This window comes from Desulfarculaceae bacterium (genome assembly GCA_020444545.1).
Classification (GTDB): Bacteria; Desulfobacterota; Desulfarculia; order Desulfarculales; family Desulfarculaceae; genus Desulfoferula.
Window position 1 is genome coordinate 62,929 of record JAHLKT010000001.1, and the last position, 19,086, is coordinate 82,014.

The window sequence follows — 19,086 nt, forward strand, 5'->3', positions numbered from 1 at the left end:
ACCAGACAGTTTTTAATTCGGTCTTTTATAGCAAGACTATCAAATCCTAGGAGGAAAATATGTCTCTTGACTGGATGCCGAGAGAAAGCGAACTGAAAAACCACCTTCTGTTCGAGGAGGACATGGTTCGCGGCCGCTACTGGGGCAACGACGAGGACGCGCCCTGCGTGGTCTACACCAAAAAGCCCCTGGTCAACCCCAAGACCGGCGAAGAGGTTCCGGAACTGTACGTGGCCGAGGTTCGCCTGAACAACCCGCGCCAGTACAACTCCTATACCACCACCATGGTCAAGGGCGTGATCGCGGGCTTCCGCGCCGCCTCCGGCGACCGCTCGGTGGTGGCCACGGTGTTCACCGGCACCGGCTTCGACGCCTTCTGCACCGGCGGCAACACCAAGGAGTACAGCGAGTACTACTCCAAGCGGCCCAATGAGTACGGCGAGTACATGGACCTGTTCAACGAGATGGTGGACAGCATCCTGATGTGCAAGAAGCCCACCATCTGCCGCGTGAACGGCATGCGCGTGGCCGGCGGCCAGGAGATCGGCATGGCCTGCGACCTGGCCGTGACCAGCGACTTGGCCATCTTCGGCCAGGCCGGCGCCCGCCACGGCTCGGCTCCGGACGGCGGCTCCACCGACTTCCTCCCCTGGATGCTCAACATGGAAGACGCCATGTGGAACTGCGTCTCCTGCGAGATGTGGAGCGCCTATAAGATGCGGGCCAAGAACCTGGTCTCCAAGGTCGTGCCCGTGCTCAAGGACGGCGACAAGTTCATCCGCAACCCCATGATCATCACCGACCGCTACGTGGACGGCGGCGAGATCGTCTACGGCGAGTTCCTCAAGGACCGCGAGGCCCTGGGCGAGGCCAAGGCCAAGATGAAAGAGCTGCCCCGCGACGCGGCCATGCTCGACGGCGAAGTCAACAAGATCATCTGGACCTTCGCCAACCTGTTCCCCGGCTGCGTGATGAAGTCCATCGACGGCATCCGCGCCAAGAAGAAGTACTTCTGGGACCAGGCCAAGCTGCCCAACCGCCATTGGCTGATGGCCAACATGAACTACGAGGCCTTCCTGGGCTTCGGCGCTTTCAACACCAAGAAGATCACCGGCTCGGACGTGATCGACTTCATCAAGTTCCGCCAGCTCATCGCCGAGGGCGCCGAGGCCGGCGACGAGACCTTCGCCGCGGTCATGGGCAAGCCCAAGGACTAAACCGGGCTGCATAGCCAAGACAATCGGCGGGCCGGGCCTCAGGCCCGGCCCGCCTACTTTTTTTTAAGGAGCGAAGCGATGGCCTTTGAGCACATCAAGCTGGCGGTGGCGGACGGGGTGGCGACCCTGACCCTGGACCGCGAGCCCCTAAACGTCCTGAACATCGCCATGATGAAAGAGATCAACCAGGCCCTGGACAGCCTGGACCCCGCCGGGCTCAAGGTGCTGCTGATCAACGCCACGGGCAAGGCCTTCAGCGCCGGGGTGGACGTGGGCGAGCACCTGGGCGACCAGGTTAACGAGATGATCGAGGTGTTCCACGGCATCTTCCGGCGCATGGAAAAGCTGGGGGTGATCTCGGTGGCCTCGGTGCAGGGCGCGGCCCTGGGCGGCGGCTGCGAGGTGGCCGCCTACTGCGACCTGGTGGTGGCCTCGGAGAAGGCCAAGTTCGGCCAGCCCGAGATTCTGGTGGGCGTGTTCCCGCCGGTGGCCGCCCTGGTCTTCCCCCGCCAGATGGGCTACAAGAAGGCCCTGGAGCTCATCGTGACCGGCGACGTGATTGGCGCGGCCGAGGCCAAGTCCCTCGGCCTGGTCAACCAGGTGGTGCCGCCCGAGGAGCTGGAGAGCGCCACCCAGGCCCTGGTGGCCAAGCTCACCGGGCTCTCCTCGGTCATCCTCCAGGTGACCAAGAAGGCCGTCGTGAAGGGCCTGGACCAGGCCAAGCGCGAGGACGCCCTGGAAAAGATCGAGAAGATATACCTCAAGGAATGCATGTCCACCCACGACGCGGAAGAGGGCCTCAAGGCCTTCCTGGAAAAACGCAAGCCCGAGTGGACCGGCAAGTAGCCTCCCCTCCGCATAATTAAAAAGCCCCCGGCCAGCCAAGGCCGGGGGTTTTCCTTTGCGCGCAAGCCTACTGCTTGCTGATGGTCACGCGATAGGTGTATTTCTGCCCGCTGCCAAAGGGCCCCTCGGTCTGGGCCTGCAAGCCGCTGTGGTAGAGCTGCGCCTGAAGCTGGGGCTGGCCGCCCGAGGCCATCCGCCAGGAAACGGTGCCCAGGTTCAAATACACGGCCCCGCCGTTGCCCTGGCCCATCTGCTGGGACTCGGTGCCATAGGGCCCCAGGGTGGAGCCGTTGGCAAAGCCGCTTCCCGCCGAGTTGGGCTGCTGGCCCGGAGACCATTGCCCCTCTTGCAGCATATAGCCCATGATCGTGATGTCTTCCTGGCTCTGGTTGATAATGGTGACGCTGATGGAGTTGAAGGTGATGCCCCATCCCCAGCCCGACCCCGACTGGGCCAGGACGGCCGGAGCGGCCAGCAGGGCCAAGAGCAGCGCAGCGGCCGCGAATATCGAGCGGCGCGGTAGTCTTTTTCGGCTCATGGGGTTGTTCCCTCCGAGAATGGTCTTATTATCTATAAGTATAGGCGCTTGCGCCCTGGCCAAACCAGTTGGTCGGCCGGGGCAAGACATGCTAGGCACGACTAACAATGTTAAGCATTAGCGCAATTTGCTCTCGGGGGTTATGATTGTAACTAAGCAATTAAGCCAACCCAGCCGCACGGCGCGCGACCATCAACCTGGAGTAAATCATGGAAACCAAGACTGTTAAGATTCCGGATATGTCCTGCGGTCACTGCCTGGCCACCATCAAGCGCGAAGCCGCCGAGATCGCGGGCGTGAGCAGCGTGGAAGGCGACGTGAACAGCAAGGACGTGACCATCGCCTGGGACGCCCCTGCCACCTGGGACCAGATCGAGGCCCAGCTCAAGGACGCCGGCTACCCCCCCAAGTAAGACCTGAAGGAGCATAGCGTGGCCCAGCAGCACGCCGAGCTGCCGGTGGTGGGCATGACCTGCGCCCGCTGCGCGGCTAATGTGGAGCGCACCCTCAACAAGAAGGTTGAGGGGGTGACGGGCGCCTCGGTGAACTTCGGCACCGAGACCGTGTCGCTGGACTATGACCCGGACCAGGTGAGCCTGGAGGATCTGGCCACGGCGGTCAAGGACGCGGGCTACCAGCTCATCGTGCCGGAAAAATCCAAGCACGTGGACCTGCCGGTGGTGGGCATGACCTGCACCCGCTGCTCGGCCAACGTGGAGCGCACCCTCAACAAGAAGGTGGACGGGGTCGTGGAGGCCCACGTCAACTTCGCCACCGAGACCGCCTCCATCGACTACGACCCCAGCAAGACCAGCCTTGAGGCCATGGCCGCGGCGGTGAAGAACGCGGGCTACGAGCTGATCCTGCCCGTGGAGGGCGAGGGCGCCGAAGACCCCGAGGCCGTGGCCCGGGCCGCCGAGCTGGCCGCCCAGCGACGCTTCTTCTGGGTGGGCGTGGCCTTCACCGTGCCCCTTTTCGTCTTGTCCATGGGCCGCGACTTCGGCCTGGTGGGGGCCTGGTCCCATGCCGCCTGGGTCAATTGGCTCTTTTTCGCCCTGGCCACGCCGGTGCAGTTCTATACCGGCGGCGGCTTCTACGTGGGCGGCTGGAAGAGCATCAAGGGCGGCGCGGCCAACATGGACGTGCTGGTGGCCCTGGGTTCCTCGGTGGCCTACTTCTATTCCTTGGCCCTGCTCCTGTTCCCCGGCCTGGGCGCCCACGTCTATTTCGAGACCTCGGCGGTGATCATCACCCTGATCAAGCTGGGCAAGCTCTTGGAGGCCAAGGCCAAGGGCGAGGCCTCGGCGGCCATCCGCAAGCTCATGGACCTGGCCCCCAAGAAGGCCCGGGTGCTCGACGACCAAGGCAATGAGATCGAGATACCGGCCGGCCAGGTGCAAAAGGGCCAGATCGTCATCGTCAAGCCCGGCGAGTCCATCCCCGTGGACGGGGTGGTGGTCTCCGGGGCCTCGGCGGTGGACGAGGCGGCCATGACCGGCGAGTCCATCCCCGTGGACAAAAAGCAAGGCGACCAGGTTTTCGGGGCCACGGTGAACCAGCAGGGCCTGTTGCGCATCGAGGCCACCGGGGTGGGCTCCGACACCGCCCTGGCCCAGATCATCCGCCTGGTGCGCGCGGCCCAAGGCTCCAAGCCGGCCATCCAGCGCCTGGCCGACCAGGTGGCCGCGGTGTTCGTGCCGGTGATCATCATCGTGGCCCTGGGCACCTTCGCGGCCTGGTGGATATTGGGCGGCGAGTTCGTGCCGGCCATGATCCGCATGGTGGCCGTGTTGGTCATCGCCTGCCCCTGCGCCTTGGGCCTGGCCACGCCCACCGCCATCATGGTGGGCACCGGCAAGGGCGCCAGCCTGGGCATCCTCTACAAGAACTCCGAGGCCCTGGAGACGGCCCACAAGCTCTCCAAGGTCATGTTCGACAAAACCGGCACCATCACCAAGGGCGAGCCCCAGCTAACCGACTGGGAGCCCCTGGGGAGCGCCGGCGACGAGGCCCTGGGCCTCATCGCGGCGGCCGAGAGCGGCTCGGAGCACCCCATCGCCCGCGCGGTGGTGGACGGGGCCAAGGCTCAGGGCGCGTCCCTGGGGCAACCCGGCGAGTTCACCGCGCACAGCGGCTTCGGCATCGAGGCCGTGGTGGACGGGCACCAGCTCAAGGTGGGCAAGCCGGGCTGGTTCGTTGATCAATGCGGCCCCGAGCTGGAGCAGCAGGTGGCCGAGCTTTCCGGCCAGGGCAAGACGGTGATGCTGGCCGCCATCGACGGCGCGCTGGCGGGCCTGTTGGCCGTGGCCGACCAGGAGAAGCCCGGCGCGGAGCAGGCCATCGCCGAGCTCAAGGAGATGGGCATCACCCCGGTGATGATCACCGGCGACAACGCCCGCGCCGCCCAGGCGGTGGCCGCCAGGGTGGGCATCAGCGAGGTGGTGGCCGAGGTCTTGCCCGAGAACAAGGACCAGAAGGTGCGCGAGGCCCAGGCCGACGGCTCGGTGGTGGCCATGGTGGGCGACGGCATCAACGACGCCCCGGCCCTGGCCCGGGCCGATGTGGGCATCGCCATCGGCAGCGGCACCGACATCGCCATGGAGGCCAGCGACATCACTCTGGTGGGCGGCGAGCTCAGCGGGGTGAGCCGGGCCATCAAGCTCTCCAAGGCCACCATGGTCACCATCAAACAGAATCTGTTCTGGGCCTTTTTCTACAACGCCGCCCTGGTGCCCATCGCGGCGGGCGTGCTGCACCAAGTCATGTGGCTGCCCATCTACATCCGCGACCTGCACCCCGTGCTGGCGGCAGGGGCCATGGCCTTCTCCTCGGTGAGCGTGGTCACCAACTCGCTTAGGCTGGGCCGCAAGAAAATCTAAGACAGCTTCGGCTGAAACAAGAAGCCCCCGCCTCCGGCCGTAGCCGGGAGCGGGGGCTTTCCGCGTTTCTGGGAAACCGAGGCCGGAAAGATTTCTTGTGCCCGCGGCACGCCTGATAGCCGAGCTATCGGGGCCAGCAGAGAATAAGAGCTGGTTGGGAATGAAAAAGAATCCGGGTGGCCTCGACAGCTCGGCTGTCGAGGTTGCGGAGCGCAGCGGAGCAACAAGAGGTTCGGCTAGGCGCTTCGATTTCGCCGTGATGATACGGTGGAGCGATAAGCTGTGCTGAACCTCTTGCGCCTGCGGCACCCAGATAGCGTAGCTATCTGGGCCACCCCGGAGCAGCAAAAGAAGTTTGGAATAAGGGAGCCGAGCCGGGGGCGGGGGCTTCGATCAGGCCGGACGCCCGGTCATGACCGCACTCAGCGGGCGGCAATCTCCAAACCGCTTGTCACCGCAGCCAAGCCTGCCGCTGCTCTTTGCCCCCCTTCTTCCCTTCCAAACCTCTTCTCTTTTTTCTTTTCTTGCTCTTCCCGCTTAATCAAAAGGCTGGTTGCCGATGCCCCGGCCCATCACCTCCAGGGTGTCGGAGAGCACAACGAAGGCGTTGGGGTCCACCGCGCGCACCAGTTCCTTGAGCCGCCCCAGGTTCTGGATGCTCACCACCGAATAGAGCATGTTCTGCTCGTCGCCGGTAAAGGCTCCCCGGGCCGGGATCACCGTGGCCCCGCGCCCCAGGCCTTGCAGGATGCCCTGGGAGATGCTCTTCCACTGCGGCGAGATGATGAACACCGCCTTGCGCTGGCTCAGGCCGGTGAGCACCACGTCGGTCACCTTGGCGCTCACGAACAGGTAGATGAAGGTGTAGAGCGCCTCGTCCAGGCCCGCGGTATATGCCGCGCCCAGGAGCACCAACACGTTGAAGGCCATGGCCGTGGTTCCCGGCCGGATGGACCAGCGATAACGCAGCACCACCGAGAGGATGCTCACCCCGCCCACCGAGCCCAAGGAGCGCATGACCAGGCCCATGCCCGTGCCGGTGGTGATGCCCGCCAGGATGGCCGAGAGGATCTTGTCCTCCACCGGCACCGGGATCACCACCCACTTGAGCGCGGCGGCCAGGATGACCGCACCCGCCAGGCTGTAGAAGAAAAAGCGGTGCCCCACCAGGCGCCAGCCCACCAGGAACACGGGTATGTTGAGCAGGATGCTGAACACGGCCACCGAGCACACCGGGGCCAGGTAGTAGACCAGCATGGCCAGGCCCACGATGCCCCCGCCCACGAAATGGTGGGTTAGTAGGATACCGTTAACCGCCAGGCCGATGAGGCCGCAGCCCAGAGATATCAGGAATAGGTTATAGGCCACCCGGCGCGTCTGCGTCAGGGATGGAGGCTTCAGCTTGCCGATTGCGATCCGCATGGTCTTGAGTCCCGGGCCGTGGGCCCGCCCGCCGGCCCCGAGGGCCTGGGCGGGGTTAGTGCAAAAAAATAGGAACGGCCAACCCGGGCGGGGTCGGCCGTCCTCACTCTTAGAAAATACTACCGCTCGGCTCGTAATGCACGCTCGCGGCGCAAAAAAATCCCGCGCATGGTGCTTATTTCAGGGCATTGCCCCCCCAAACCTTGCTTGACAGTCTTGGGAGGCTGTTATAATCTGCGCCTTATTGAACACGTTCATTAAATGAATGCGTTCATTAATAGAACATGTTCTGTAATCCCAGGAGCGCCCATGACCCCACCCACCCCGGACAATCCCCTCGGCAATCGCCGGGCCCAGCAAAAGGCCCATACCCGGGAGCTGATCCTGGAGGCGGCCAAGGAGCTGTTCGAGACCCTGGGCTACGGCAAGACCACCATCCGGGCGGTGGCCAAGTTCGCCGGGGTGGGGGTGGGCACGGTGATGAGCCACTTCAAGGACAAGGCCTCGCTACTCTCCGCCGCCATGGTGGAGGACTGGGAACTGACCCGCGAGAAGGCCCGGACCACCCTGCCCCAAGGCGCTAGTGTCCGTGACCAGTTCCTGCACGCCACGCGGGTCTTTTTCGAGTATTACCTCCGTCGGCCCTCCCTTTCGCGCAACTTGCTAAAGGAAGTTTTCTTCACCCCCGAGGTGCGCAGCCCCTGGATGAGGGCCCAGGAGGAGGCCATGATAGCGGCGGGTTCGGAGGCCTTGCTCCTGGCCCAGGAGCAGGGCGAGATCAAACCTGAAGTTGATTGTCCGGTGTTGATGCAGGCCATGTTCTCCAACTACGTCTTCGTCTGCCTGTGGGGGCTCGGCCAGCCGGAGCCCGATGTCGAGGAAATGGACCGGATGTTGGCCAAGCTGATTGACCTGACCTTGCAGGGCGCGCTGGTTACGCCCCGAGGTTGACGGCGAGCCGCCGCGGAAAGGACCCTGCCCCGCGGCAAAGAGAGGGAATGCAATGTTGGAGTTGGCCCTGAAAGGCAACCGAGCCTATTGGACCTGGCTGTGCGCCCTGGCGGCCCTGGTCCTGACCGGGTTCGCCGTATATCTCTACCAGTACCACCAAGGCCTCATGGTCACCGACATGAGCCGCGACGTGTCCTGGGGCCTGTACATTGCCCAGCTCACCTTCCTGGTGGGCGTGGCCGCCAGCGCGGTAATGCTGGTGCTGCCCTATTATTTGCACCACTACAAAGACTTCGGGCGCATCACCATCCTGGGCGAGTTCCTGGCCATCGCCGCGGTGATCATGTGCATGCTCTTCGTCACCGTGGACCTGGGCAAGCCCAGCCGGGTGCTCAACATATTTTTGCACCCCACCCCGGGCTCGGTGATGTTCTGGGACGTGAACGTGCTCCAGGGCTATCTGATCCTGAACCTGATCATCGGCTGGGTGACCCTGGAGGCCAACCGCAAACAGCTGCCCCCGCCGGGCTGGGTCAAGCCGCTCATCTACCTGTCCATACCCTGGGCGGTGTCCATCCACACCGTGACCGCCTTTCTCTACGCGGGCCTGGCGGGCCGGGGATACTGGCTCACCGCCATCCTGGCCCCGCGCTTTCTGGCCTCGGCCTTTGCCGCCGGGCCGGCGGTGCTCATCCTGCTGGCCCTGGTGCTGCGCCGGGTGGCCGGCTTCGACTGCGGCCGCCGGGCCATCCAGACCCTGGCCAAGATCGTGACCTACGCCATCATCCTGCATTTGTTCTTCTTCTTCCTGGAGGTGTTCACGGTCTTTTACTCGGACATCCCCTCTCACACCGCGCACTTCAAGTACCTCTATTTCGGGCTGCACGGCGAAGGCAACCTGGTGGGCTGGATGTGGGCCGCCCTGGTCATGGGCTTCGGCGCGGTGACGCTTCTGTTGGTGCCGCGCTGGCGGGGGCGCCATGGCCTCCTGGCCCTGGCCTGCGTGATGGTCTTCGGCTGCACCTGGATCGACAAGGGCCTGGGCATGATGGCCGGCGGCTTCATCCCCAGCCCCCTGCACGAGGTGACGCAATACTCCCCCACCTGGGTGGAGCTGGTCATCACCCTGGGCATTTACTCCCTGGGCGCGCTCATGGTCACGGTGCTCTACAAGGTGGTCCTGGGGGTCAAGCGGGAGACCGGCGACGAGCGGCCGGTAGCCCCGGCGCAAGAGGCGGCGTGAAGGCCGACTGGCAAACCACGCCCCTGATCCTGGCCGGCCTGATGTGCCTGGCCCTGGCCCTGCTGCACCTGGAGATCATCATCATGGGGGCCCCGGCCTATGTCTACTTCGGGGCCGGGGAGCGCATGGCCGAGCTGGCCCGGGAGGGATCCTGGCTGCCCGGGCTGCTCACCGCCCTGGTAGCCCTGCTCCTGGCCATCTTCGGGGCCTACGCCCTGGCCGGGGGCGGGGCCATCCGCCGCCTGCCCTGGCTGCGGCCCATGCTGCTGGGGGTCTGCGCCGTGTTTTTGGTGCGCGGCGCGCTGGCCGTGCCCCAGGGCGTAAGCTGGTTGGGCGGCGGCGGCACGGGCAAGGAGCTGAGCTTCTCGCTCTTCTCCCTCTTGCTGGGCCTGCTCTTTGCCTGGGGCCTGGTCATCCGCTGGCACAGGATGAGAGACTGAGGCGTTGAATCCCCTTGCCATGGCCCCGCTTCCCTGAAAAAATGGCCGCGCCGACCAACCTTCATCCGGGAAGCGCCGCCATGAGCTATATCCAGTCCTATTACCCCGCCGAGGCCACCTGCTACGGCTGCGGCCCGTCCAACCCCCATGGCCTGCAAATCCATAGCTACTGGGACGGCGAGATCGCCACCTGCGCCTTCACCCCCGGGCCGGAGCAGACGGCCTATCCCGGCGTGGTCTACGGCGGGCTCATCGCCAGCCTCATCGACTGCCACTCCATCGCCACGGCCATCGCCGCCGCCTACCAGTCCGAAGGCCGGGCCATGGACACGGAGCCCGGCATCACCTACGTCACCGGCAACCTCAACGTGTCCTACCTCGCTCCCACCCCCTTGGGGCCGGAGCTGACTCTCAAGGCCTGGATCAAGGAGGCGGGCCCCAAAAAGTCCGTGGTGCTCTGCGAGCTGAGCGCCGAAGGCAAGGTCACCGCCAAGGGCGAGACCATCGCGGTGCGCTTCGGGGGGTAGATGGGGATGGGGTCCAAAAGCCTCAAGCGCATCCGCTGGACAGCCCGCATCCTGTCGCTAGCTATCTTGGCTTTTGGCCTGCCCTTTTACTTTGGCTACGGCAACCCCCTGCCCTTCCTCAACCCGGCCTACTCCCTCCTGGACAACGCCTGGTTGTGCATCTTTCCCCTGATGTTCCTGGGGCTCATCCTGGGCTGGAAGTATGAAAGGCTAGGCGGCTGGCTGGTCTGCGCGCCCATAGCGGTTGGCATGGTATTGGGCCTGGCCATGGATGGCGAGCTAGTGGTGCACATGCTGGTGCCCCTGGCGGTGGGGGTGTTGTACCTGGTGGTTGGGTATAAGCGATCCGCCTGACATGGGTGGCCCAGACAGCTCGCCTGTCTGGGTGCCGCAGGCAAAAAAAGGTTCAGTACAACCCCTCGCACCTACCGAACCGTCTGTTTAGTCGCACCACACCGCCCAACCTCCTGTTGCTCCGCTGCGCTCCGCAACCCCGACAGCAAGCTGTCGGGGCCACCCGGACTCTTCTTCATTCCAAACCTCTTCTTCTCCCTCTTCCTCCCTGCTGCCCCCGATAGCTCGCCTATCGGGGTGGCGCAGCCACAAGAAATCTTCCCTCGCCCCAATTAATTTACCCGGGCAATATTGACAGTCGAATTTTACCCTGGTAAAAATGCCTCCTACTCATCACGGAGGTTTCGCGTCATGCAACAGAGGCAAAGCAGCGAGTGCGCCGCTTTCGAAGGCTCCCGCTGCCTGGCCAGCGGCGAGCTGCACCAGGTGGCCCGCGAGGTGAAGGGCTTTTTGGATAGCAACCAGAATGTGTCGGTGCTCATCTTCGACGCCGAGACCGGCAAGCCGGTGGAGCTGGACTTCCGGGGCACGGAGGCCGAGGTCCTGGCCCGCCTGGAGCCCGCCACGCCGGACGCCGCGCCCGCCGAGGCCCCTGCCCCGGCCAAGCGCGGGCCGGGACGCCCCAAGCTGGGGGTGGTCTCGCGGGAGGTGACGCTGTTGCCCCGGCACTGGGATTGGCTGAACGCCCAGCCAGGGGGGGCCTCGGTGACTCTGCGCAAGCTGGTGGAGCAGGCCAAGAAGGCCAACCAGGGCCGCGAGGCGGTGCGCCGGGCCCAGGAGGCGGCCTACGGCTTCATGTCGGCCATGGCCGGCGACCTGCCCGGCTTCGAGGAGTCCACCCGCGCCCTGTTCGCGGGCGATGCGGGCCGCTTCAACGAGCTGACCGAGCCCTGGCCCCAAGGGGTGCGCGAGTTCGCCCGCAAGCTGGCCGCGCCCGCCTTCCCGGCTGCTCAATAAAAAACAGCGGCCCCGGCATCATGCGCCGGGGCCGCCCTCAACAAACTTTCCTTATCTCTGCTGCCCCCGATAGCTCTGCTATCGGGGCGCCCTAGGCGCAAGAAATCTTTCGCGCCGCCCTAGCCCAAATCCACCTCGTCGGCCGGGCGGCCTCCCCGCAGGCCCCAGTTCTCCTTGGGCGACTCGATCAGATGCACGAACACGTTCTCCGGGCTCAGGCCGGTATGGCGGCGCACCACCGCGTCCAGGGCGGCCACCAGGCGGGCCTTGACCTCGCGGGTGCGGCCGGAGAACAGGTGCAGCTCCACCAGCACGAAACCGGGGTCGCGCTCCGGGTGCACGCTGCGCTGGGCCTGGGGCGCGGCATAGACGATGACCTTGCCGAACTGGGGCGGCACCCCCAGGCTCTCCACCACCGCGTGGCGCAGCTCATCGGCCAGGGCGGCGCGGCCCTCAAGGGGCAGGCTCTCGCTAAGGTGCACCACGGCCACGGGCATGGGCGGCCTACTTGCGGCCCGGATCGGGAATGCGCGGGAGCATGGCCCCGGGTCGGTTGCCCTGGGAGGCGGCCGGCGGGGCGCTGGCCTTGATTTCGCCGTAAAAGGCGCGGCCCAGCTCGGAGACCGGCTTGCCGTCCCGCTCGAAGCGCAGGGCCATCCAGATGGTGGTGCGGCTGAAGTTGTGGCTGAAGCGGTAGAGTTTCAGGCAGGGGTTGGACTCGGCCAGGGGCTTTAGCTTGCGCCTAACCTCGCGCGAGCTGTTGACCCGGGTGAGGTAGGAGACCTCCAGACCCGGGCCGTTGGCCACGAATAGCTTGTAGTCCCCGATGGCGGCGCGGGTCAGAAACACGTTCACCCCCTGGGCCGACCAGGCAACGCCAGAGGCCACCGGCTGGTCCGGGGGCAGCCCTCGGGCCCAGGCAGGGGCGGCCAGCAGGGCCAGGGCCAGCAGGCAGCCTGCCAGGATGCGTCTCATGATGTAGGTCTCCCGGCTGGGGCGGCGCGTATCAGTTCTCGATGAAGGAGCGGAGCTTCTTGGCCCGGCTGGGGTGCCTGAGCTTGCGCAGGGCCTTGGCCTCGATCTGCCGGATGCGCTCGCGGGTCACGTCGAAGTCGCGGCCCACCTCTTCCAGGGTGTGGTCCGCCTTCTGGCCGATGCCGAAGCGCATCCTGAGCACCTTTTCCTCGCGCGGGGTCAGGGTGGCCAGCACCTTCCTGGTCTGCTCGCAGAGGTTCAGGCTGATCACCGCGTCGGCCGGGCTGACCACCTTCTTGTCCTCGATGAAGTCGCCGAGATGGCTGTCTTCCTCCTCGCCGATGGGGGTCTCCAGGCTGATGGGCTCCTTGGCGATCTTGAGGACCTTGCGGACCTTCTCCAAGGGGAAGTCCATCTTCTCGGCGATCTCCTCGGGGGTGGGCTCGCGCCCCAGCTCCTGCACCAGGTAGCGGCTGGTGCGGATCAGCTTGTTGATGGTCTCGATCATATGCACCGGAATGCGGATGGTGCGCGCCTGGTCGGCGATGGCCCGGGTGATGGCCTGGCGGATCCACCAGGTGGCGTAGGTGCTGAATTTGTAGCCGCGCTGATACTCGAACTTGTCCACCGCCTTCATCAGGCCGATGTTGCCCTCCTGGATCAGGTCCAGGAACTGGAGGCCGCGGTTGGTGTATTTCTTGGCGATGGACACCACCAGGCGAAGGTTGGCCTCCACCAGCTCCTGCTTGGCCGCCTTGGCCCGTACGCGGCCGTCACGCACCCGGATCACCAGCTTGCGAAGGCTGGCCCCGGACATCTTGCACTCGTTCTCCACCTCGCGGATCACCGCCCGCGACTCCTTCATGGCCTGCTCCAGCTCCAGCAGGCGCTCGGCGTCGCAGCGGCAGGAGGACATCTCCTTGACCTTCTTGCCCTTGGCCTTTCTGACCAAGCGGGCGGTCTTGGTGATTTCCGCCTTGGGCAGGCCGGTCTCCATCATGGCCATGGTGATGATGGCCTGACAGCGGTCGATCATCTCCTGGCGCTCCTCCAGGGTGAGGCAAAGCTGGTCCACCTGTTTTTTGTCCAGCTTGAGCCCGGAGAGCTGCTCGGCCACCTTGGTGCGGTTTTTCTTGAGCGCCCCGCGCATCTTCTTGCGCTGGTCGGCCTTGAGGCCCGAGGAGCGGGAGTTGAGCTTCTCGTAGTCGCGGGTGTTTTTCTTGTCCAGGCGGCGGGCCTTGGCGATGAGGTCCAAAAACTCCTTGGTGCGCTTGGCCTCGGCCGTGGGCCCGGCCTCCTCGTCCAGGTCGGCCACCACCTCGCGGATGCGCATGGCGCCCTCTTCCACCGCCGAGCCCAGATGCAGTATCTCCTTGGCGCAGAGGGTGCACTCCAGCAGGGCGTCGATGATGGTGCGCTCGCCGGCCTCGATGCGCTTGGCGATCTCCACCTCGCCCTCGCGGGTGAGCAGGGAGACCATGCCCATCTCCCGGAGATACATCTTCACCGGGTCGTTGACCCGGCCCTCGTCCACCACCGGGGGCGTATCGTCTTCCTCTTCCTCGTCGCCGTCATCCAGGGCTGCCTTCTTGGCCTGGAGCTTGGCCTTGGTCTCGTTATCGATGAGCTGGATGTCCATCTCGTCGAGCACCATGATCATGTCGTCCATGTGCTCGGAGGTGACCTCCTCACTCAAGGTGTCGTTGATCTCGTCGTAGGTCAGGTAGCCTTGCGACTTACCTTTGGAGATAAGCCGTTGCAACTCGGCGAGATTTTTTTCCTCGAGCATGCTCTAGTCCTTTCGGAAGGGTTCAGGGGAAGAGATGTCGAAAATTTCCTGGCGCTGGGCCTGAAGGCGCTGGACCAGCTCGTAATCGCCCACCCGCTGGGCTTCGGCGATTTGGACGGTCAGCTCGCGGCCCCGCTGGCGGTTCCGCTGGAGCTTCACCTTGCCGGCCAGGGCCTGGGCCTGCACGGCGGCCTGCTCCGGGCTCAGGCTCAGGCCGTCCTGGCTCAGGCGGCTGAGCAGGCGGTGCAGCCCGGGCTCTTCCAGGCGGCTGATCACCGCCGCCGCCTCGGGGCGGCCGCCATCGGCCAGAATGTCCCGGATGGCCCCGGCCACGGCGGCCAACTCGGGGTCGGGCAGGCAGTCCAGCACCCCGGCCTCGGCCAAGACCTGGGCCGCCTCGGGCTGGGCCAGGGCCAGCTGCACCGCGGCCTCCTGCCACTGGCGGCCGGAACGGGCGGGGGGCGTCGTCTGCCGGGGGGCCGGGGCGGGTCCGCGTCCCCGGCTGCCCGGGGCGGGCATGCCCAAACGGGCGGCGGCCACCTCGGTGGGCAAGCCCAGGCGGGCGGCCAAGCGGCCCAGATAGAGCCAGGCGGTGACCGGATCGTTGATCTGCTTGATCACGCTCCCGGCCTCGGCCACGATCCGGCTCTTTCCCTCCGGGGTGCCCAGGTCGCCCTGGCCGATGATGGCGTCGATCACCGCCTCGATGAGCGAACCCGCTGCGGCGATGGCCTTTTCCAGGCCCTCGGGGCCGTGCTCGCGGGCAAAGGTGTCGGGGTCTTCTCCACTGGGCAAAAGAAGGACCGAGGGTTGCACCCCCTCGGCCAGGCAGATGGGAAGGCTGCGCTGGGCGGCCCGGCGGCCGGCTTCGTCGCCGTCGAACACCAGGACCAGGCGGGAAGCCTGGCCCTTGAGGCGGCGCACCTGCTGGGGAGTCAGCGCGGTGCCCATGGGAGCAACCGTTTCGCCAAAGCCCATAGCCGCCAGGGTGATCACGTCGAAGTAGCCCTCCACCACCAGGGCCCGGTCCTTCTTGCGCATGAAGGATCGGGCGCGTTCCAGGTTGTAAAGCGTCGCGGACTTTTTGAACAGAAGCGTTTCCGGCCCATTCAGGTACTTGGGCTCACCCTCGCCCAAGACCCTCCCCCCGAAGCTGACCAGCCTTCCGGACACGTCGGCTATGGGAAACATGACCCGCCCCCGAAAGCGGTCGTAACACCCGTCGCCCTTGTCCCGGGGCACCAAAAGCCCGGCCTCGATGGCCAGCTCCTCGGGCACGCCCTTGGAGCCCAGGAAGCGCCGGAGGCCTTCCCAGGCGTCGGGAACCCAGCCCAGGCCGAACTCCTGTATGACCTGGGGCCTGAGCCCCCGGTCTCGCGCCAGGTAGCGACGGGCCGGCTCCCCGGAGGGCGCGGCCAACTGCTGAATAAAAAAGGTACCGGCTAATTCCATAACGCGCAATAGGCGGGCCCGGTGCTCGTCCTGGCGCTTCTGGGCCGGGGTGCGCTTCCGCTCGGGCAGCTTCACCCCATAGCGGGCGGCCAGCTCCTTCACCGCCTCCGGGAAGCTGATGCCTTCGTCTTTCATGAGGAAAGTGAAGACGTTGCCCCCTTCGCCGCAGCCGAAACAATGCCAGGTGCCCCGTTCGCGGTTGACGATGAAGCTGGGGTCGGTGTCTCCGTGGAAGGGGCAGAGGCCCTTCAGGGTCTTGCCCGCGGAGATCAGCTTCACCCGGCGGCCGATCACCTCGGCGATGTTGGCCGCCTGGCGCACCTCGTCGATCTTATGTTCCGGTATGCGGCCGTCATTCATAGGCTAGTCCCTCAGCTCGGCCACGGTGACCCCGGCCCCGCCCTCGCCCCGCACCCCGGCCCGGATGGAGGCCACGGCCGGGTGCTTCTCCAGATAGGCCCGCACCCCCGCGCGCAAACGGCCGGTGCCCACCCCGTGCACCAGCTTCACCTCGCGGCGGCCGGCCACCAGGGCCTGGTCCAGGGCCTTATCCACTAGAGGCAGGGCGTCTTCCACCGTCTTGCCGATGAGCTTGAGCTCCAGGCCGTCGCCCCCGCTGGCCTGCACCGCCACGCCCTTGGCCGGGCGGGGCTTCTGCGCGCTGGGCTGGGTGTGGGCCCCGTCGGGCAGGGCCTCCAGCTCGGCCAGGGGCACCATGACCCGCACCCCGGCCACGCCCACCGAAACCGGCACCGCCTCGCGGCCCTTGCTGGGCGCTTCCAAAAGCACTCCCTGCTGGCCCAGGCGCAGCAGGCGCACCGGGCTGCCTTCCTTGAGGCCTTTCACCTCGCCGGAATCGGACGCAGCCGGGGATTCGGGAGCGCCGGCGGCCTTTTCCACCGCGCCCAAGGCCTCGCGCCGCGCGGCGTAGAGATCCTGGCGCACCGCGCCCGCCTTGATCTGCTCGCCTTCTTCCTTCTTTTCCTCGGCCTGCTGCAAGATCTCGGATAGCTGCTTTTCCAGACGGGCGGCCACCTCGCGCACCCGGCGCTTGCCCTCGGCCAGGGCCCCGGCCCGCTCCTGGGCCGCCTGGCGCTTGAGCCGCTTGGCCTCGTTGCGCTCGTTCTGGGCGGCCAGGCGCTCGCTGGCGGCGGCGGCCCGCTCGCGGCGGGCCTCCTGGCGGGCGGCCTCGGCCTCCCTGAGGAGGGCCACGGTCTGGCGCTCGGCGGTGTCCAGGTCCGCCTCGGCCGCGGCGATGATGCCCTTGGGGAAGCCCAGGCGCGCGGCCACCCCCAGGGCGTCGCTGAATCCCGGCGCGCCGTAGTGCAGCTGGAAGGTGGGCGCGCCGGTGGCCCGGTCAAAGGCCACGGAAACGTTCTGGGCGTGGGAGTGCAAATTGGCGTAGGCCTTGAGCCGGTGATAGTGGGTGGTGGCCAGCACCGTGGCCCCCCGCTGGGCCAGCCAGTCCAGAATCGCCGTGGCCAGGGCCGAGCCCTCGCTGGGGTCGGTGCCGTTGCCTATCTCGTCGATGAGGAACAGGGCCCCCGGCCGCGCCCGCCGCACCATGTCGGCCAAGCGGCCGGCGTGGGCGGTGAAGGTGGAGAGGTCGCGGCCCAAATCCTGGTCGTCGCCCACCTCGGCCGCCACCCAGGAATAGAGCGCCACCCGGCTGCCCCGGTCCAGGGGCGGATGCATCCCGCACATGGTCATCAGGGTGACCAGGCCCAGGGTCTTCAGGGTGACGGTCTTGCCGCCCGCGTTGGCCCCGGAGATCACCAGTACCCGGCTCTCCGGGTCCAGGCGCAGATCGATGGGCACGCAGGCGCCCTTGCCCAGAGAGGCGCGCCAGGCCAACAGGGGATGCCGCGCCTTGATCAGCTCCACCTCGCCCTCGGTCAGCCGGGGCTCGGAGCAATCCAAACGCTCGGCCAGGCGGGCCTGGGCCAAGAGGCAGTCCAGCTTGGCCAGGGCGGAAACGTTCTCCTTGAGAGCCTGGGACTGCTCGGCCAGCTGCATCGCCGCCCGCTGCAAGACGCGGATCTCTTCCTCGCGCTCCTGGGCGCTCAAGAGGGCCAGGCGGTTGTTGCCCTCCACCGCGCTCAGGGGCTCCACGAAGCAGGTGGCCCCGGAGCCCGAGGTGTCGTGGATGATGCCCGCCACCCGGCCCTTGGCGTCGGCCTTCACCGGCACCACGAAGCGCCCGGCCCGCTGGGTCACCACTTGATCCGAAAAGGCGCTGCCCAGGCCGCTGTCGCCCACCAGGCCCATTAGCTCGGCCCGGAGGCTCTCGCGCGCCCGGCCCGCCTCGCGGCGCACCCGGGCCAGCTCCGGGCTGGCCGCCGAGGACACCGAGTGCCCCGGCCCGATGATGGCGCGCAGCTCCTTGGCCAGGGCGGGCAAGGGGGTGATCTGGTTGGCCAGGCGGAAAAGCTCGTCGTGCACGCCCTCGCTGGGGGCCAGGAAAGAGACCGCGCGCCCGGCCGCGCCCAGGAAGTCGGCCATGACCTCCAGCTCCTCGGGCACCAGGAAAGCGCCCACCGGACCCAGGCGGCCCAGCAGGGGGCGCACGTCGTCCAGGCCGTCCAGGGAGGGCCGCCCGTACTCTTCCATGAGCTCGCGGAGCTGGCTCAGGCGGCGCAGGCGGCGCTCCACCACGGCGCGGTCCGGGCAGGGGCGCAGGGCCCTGGCCCGCTCCGCCCCCAGGGGGCTCACGGCCAAGGAGGCCACCCGGTCCAGCAGGGGGGCCAGCTCCAAGACGGCCAGGGTCTGGGCGTCGGCGCAGGGCTCCGCCCCGGCCCCGGGATCGCCCCGGCCCGGGCCTTTATCTATGGGGCCTGAGTAATAGTGCATATACGACCGGCCAGGAAGCCTCTCGCGGATGGCAACCGGCTTGTTCAGGACTGCAAACGCTGGCGCACGAGTTGGTTAACCAGCTTGCCGTCGGCCTGTCCCCCCAGCTTGGCCATGGCCGCCTTCATCACCGCGCCCATGTCCTTCATGCCCTGCGGCTGCACCTCGGCGAACACCTCGTCCAAAGCCTTGGCCACGGCCGCCTCGTCGAGCTGGGCCGGCAGATAGGCCTCGATGATGGCCAGCTCGGCCTTCTCCCGGTCGGCCAGGTCCTGGCGCCCGCCCTTTTCGTACTGGTCGATGGAGTCGCGGCGCTGCTTGGCCATGGAGGCCAAGACCTTCAGCTCCTCCTCGTCGGTCAGAGGCTCGCGCTTTTCCTTTTCCTGGTTCTTCAGGGCGGCCCGGATCAGCCGCAGACAGGAGGTGGCCAACTCATCCTTGGCTTTGAAGGCGGTTTTATAGTCCGCCTCGACGGTTTGAGCCAGACTCACGGGAACGTCCTCCCCGCCCAAGGGCTCCAAAAAACTGAATAAATGGATGCTGTCCAGCATACCAGCGCCCCGGGGGGCTGTCAACCGGACCAGAGGTGCGAACCTTGCCCCCCCGGGTGCTCTAATGCTATCCTGTGCCGTCTATTTTTCACACC

General features: G+C 66.5%; 18 protein-coding genes. 10 read left to right on the forward strand and 8 right to left on the reverse strand.

The window, feature by feature from the left end; genetic code table 11:
• Positions 1-59: 59 nt before the first annotated feature.
• Both oah and KQH53_00315 read left to right on the forward strand, forming a co-directional pair.
• Positions 60-1,217, forward strand: coding sequence for a 6-oxocyclohex-1-ene-1-carbonyl-CoA hydratase (gene oah, locus KQH53_00310; protein ID MCB2225089.1), 1,158 nt, complete (start codon positions 60-62; stop codon positions 1,215-1,217).
• 78 nt (positions 1,218-1,295) lie between these two features.
• Positions 1,296-2,063 carry an enoyl-CoA hydratase/isomerase family protein gene (locus KQH53_00315; protein ID MCB2225090.1) on the forward strand — a complete coding sequence of 256 codons (768 nt, stop codon included), beginning with the start codon at positions 1,296-1,298 and terminating at the stop codon, positions 2,061-2,063.
• 67 nt (positions 2,064-2,130) lie between these two features.
• Here the strand turns inward: KQH53_00315 and KQH53_00320 are convergent, their stop codons facing one another.
• Positions 2,131-2,601 (reverse strand): hypothetical protein, encoded by a 471-nt coding sequence (locus KQH53_00320; protein ID MCB2225091.1) that lies wholly within the window; start codon positions 2,599-2,601, stop codon positions 2,131-2,133.
• Between the two features lie 209 nt (positions 2,602-2,810).
• On the opposite strand from KQH53_00320, the gene KQH53_00325 reads away from it, so the two are divergent.
• Both KQH53_00325 and KQH53_00330 read left to right on the forward strand, forming a co-directional pair.
• On the forward strand, positions 2,811-3,014 hold the full coding sequence (locus KQH53_00325; protein MCB2225092.1) for a heavy-metal-associated domain-containing protein: 204 nt from the start codon (positions 2,811-2,813) through the stop codon (positions 3,012-3,014).
• An 18-nt stretch (positions 3,015-3,032) separates the two neighbouring features.
• Positions 3,033-5,480 carry a heavy metal translocating P-type ATPase gene (locus tag KQH53_00330; protein ID MCB2225093.1) on the forward strand — a complete coding sequence of 816 codons (2,448 nt, stop codon included), beginning with the start codon at positions 3,033-3,035 and terminating at the stop codon, positions 5,478-5,480.
• Positions 5,481-6,017: 537 nt separating this feature from the next.
• Here the strand turns inward: KQH53_00330 and KQH53_00335 are convergent.
• Positions 6,018-6,902, reverse strand: a complete 885-nt coding sequence (locus KQH53_00335; GenBank protein MCB2225094.1) for a YitT family protein — start codon at positions 6,900-6,902, stop codon at positions 6,018-6,020.
• A 309-nt stretch (positions 6,903-7,211) separates the two neighbouring features.
• On the opposite strand from KQH53_00335, the gene KQH53_00340 reads away from it, so the two are divergent.
• From KQH53_00340 to KQH53_00365, 6 genes are all read left to right on the forward strand, one after another.
• Positions 7,212-7,853: a TetR/AcrR family transcriptional regulator gene (locus KQH53_00340; protein ID MCB2225095.1), complete on the forward strand. Its 642-nt coding sequence runs from the start codon at positions 7,212-7,214 to the stop codon at positions 7,851-7,853.
• Positions 7,854-7,905: 52 nt separating this feature from the next.
• The gene (gene nrfD, locus KQH53_00345) at positions 7,906-9,096 is read left to right on the forward strand and encodes a polysulfide reductase NrfD (protein ID MCB2225096.1); all 1,191 of its coding nucleotides are present in this window, start codon (positions 7,906-7,908) and stop codon (positions 9,094-9,096) included.
• Positions 9,093-9,536 (forward strand): hypothetical protein, encoded by a 444-nt coding sequence (locus KQH53_00350; GenBank protein ID MCB2225097.1) that lies wholly within the window; start codon positions 9,093-9,095, stop codon positions 9,534-9,536. Before nrfD ends, KQH53_00350 begins: the two co-directional genes overlap by 4 nt.
• Before the next feature lie 80 nt (positions 9,537-9,616).
• Positions 9,617-10,063 carry a PaaI family thioesterase gene (locus tag KQH53_00355; GenBank protein ID MCB2225098.1) on the forward strand — a complete coding sequence of 149 codons (447 nt, stop codon included), beginning with the start codon at positions 9,617-9,619 and terminating at the stop codon, positions 10,061-10,063.
• 6 nt (positions 10,064-10,069) lie between these two features.
• A complete protein-coding gene (locus KQH53_00360) occupies positions 10,070-10,417 on the forward strand; it encodes a hypothetical protein (GenBank protein ID MCB2225099.1) in 348 nt (115 codons plus the stop codon).
• 351 nt (positions 10,418-10,768) lie between these two features.
• Positions 10,769-11,374 (forward strand): DUF2239 family protein, encoded by a 606-nt coding sequence (locus tag KQH53_00365; GenBank protein MCB2225100.1) that lies wholly within the window; start codon positions 10,769-10,771, stop codon positions 11,372-11,374.
• A gap of 119 nt (positions 11,375-11,493) precedes the next feature.
• On the opposite strand, the gene KQH53_00370 is transcribed toward KQH53_00365, so the two are convergent.
• From KQH53_00370 to KQH53_00395, 6 genes are read right to left on the reverse strand one after another with little or no spacing between them, the layout of a single operon-like run.
• The gene (locus KQH53_00370; GenBank protein MCB2225101.1) at positions 11,494-11,871 is read right to left on the reverse strand and encodes a tautomerase family protein; all 378 of its coding nucleotides are present in this window, start codon (positions 11,869-11,871) and stop codon (positions 11,494-11,496) included.
• A 7-nt stretch (positions 11,872-11,878) separates the two neighbouring features.
• A complete protein-coding gene (locus KQH53_00375) occupies positions 11,879-12,349 on the reverse strand; it encodes a hypothetical protein (GenBank protein MCB2225102.1) in 471 nt (156 codons plus the stop codon).
• Positions 12,350-12,380: 31 nt separating this feature from the next.
• On the reverse strand, positions 12,381-14,138 hold the full coding sequence (rpoD, locus tag KQH53_00380; GenBank protein MCB2225103.1) for an RNA polymerase sigma factor RpoD: 1,758 nt from the start codon (positions 14,136-14,138) through the stop codon (positions 12,381-12,383).
• A gap of 3 nt (positions 14,139-14,141) precedes the next feature.
• Positions 14,142-15,950: a DNA primase gene (dnaG, locus tag KQH53_00385; protein MCB2225104.1), complete on the reverse strand. Its 1,809-nt coding sequence runs from the start codon at positions 15,948-15,950 to the stop codon at positions 14,142-14,144.
• A 3-nt stretch (positions 15,951-15,953) separates the two neighbouring features.
• Positions 15,954-18,440 (reverse strand): Smr/MutS family protein, encoded by a 2,487-nt coding sequence (locus tag KQH53_00390; protein MCB2225105.1) that lies wholly within the window; start codon positions 18,438-18,440, stop codon positions 15,954-15,956.
• 44 nt (positions 18,441-18,484) lie between these two features.
• Positions 18,485-18,931, reverse strand: coding sequence for a GatB/YqeY domain-containing protein (locus KQH53_00395; protein ID MCB2225106.1), 447 nt, complete (start codon positions 18,929-18,931; stop codon positions 18,485-18,487).
• Positions 18,932-19,086 lie beyond the last annotated feature (155 nt).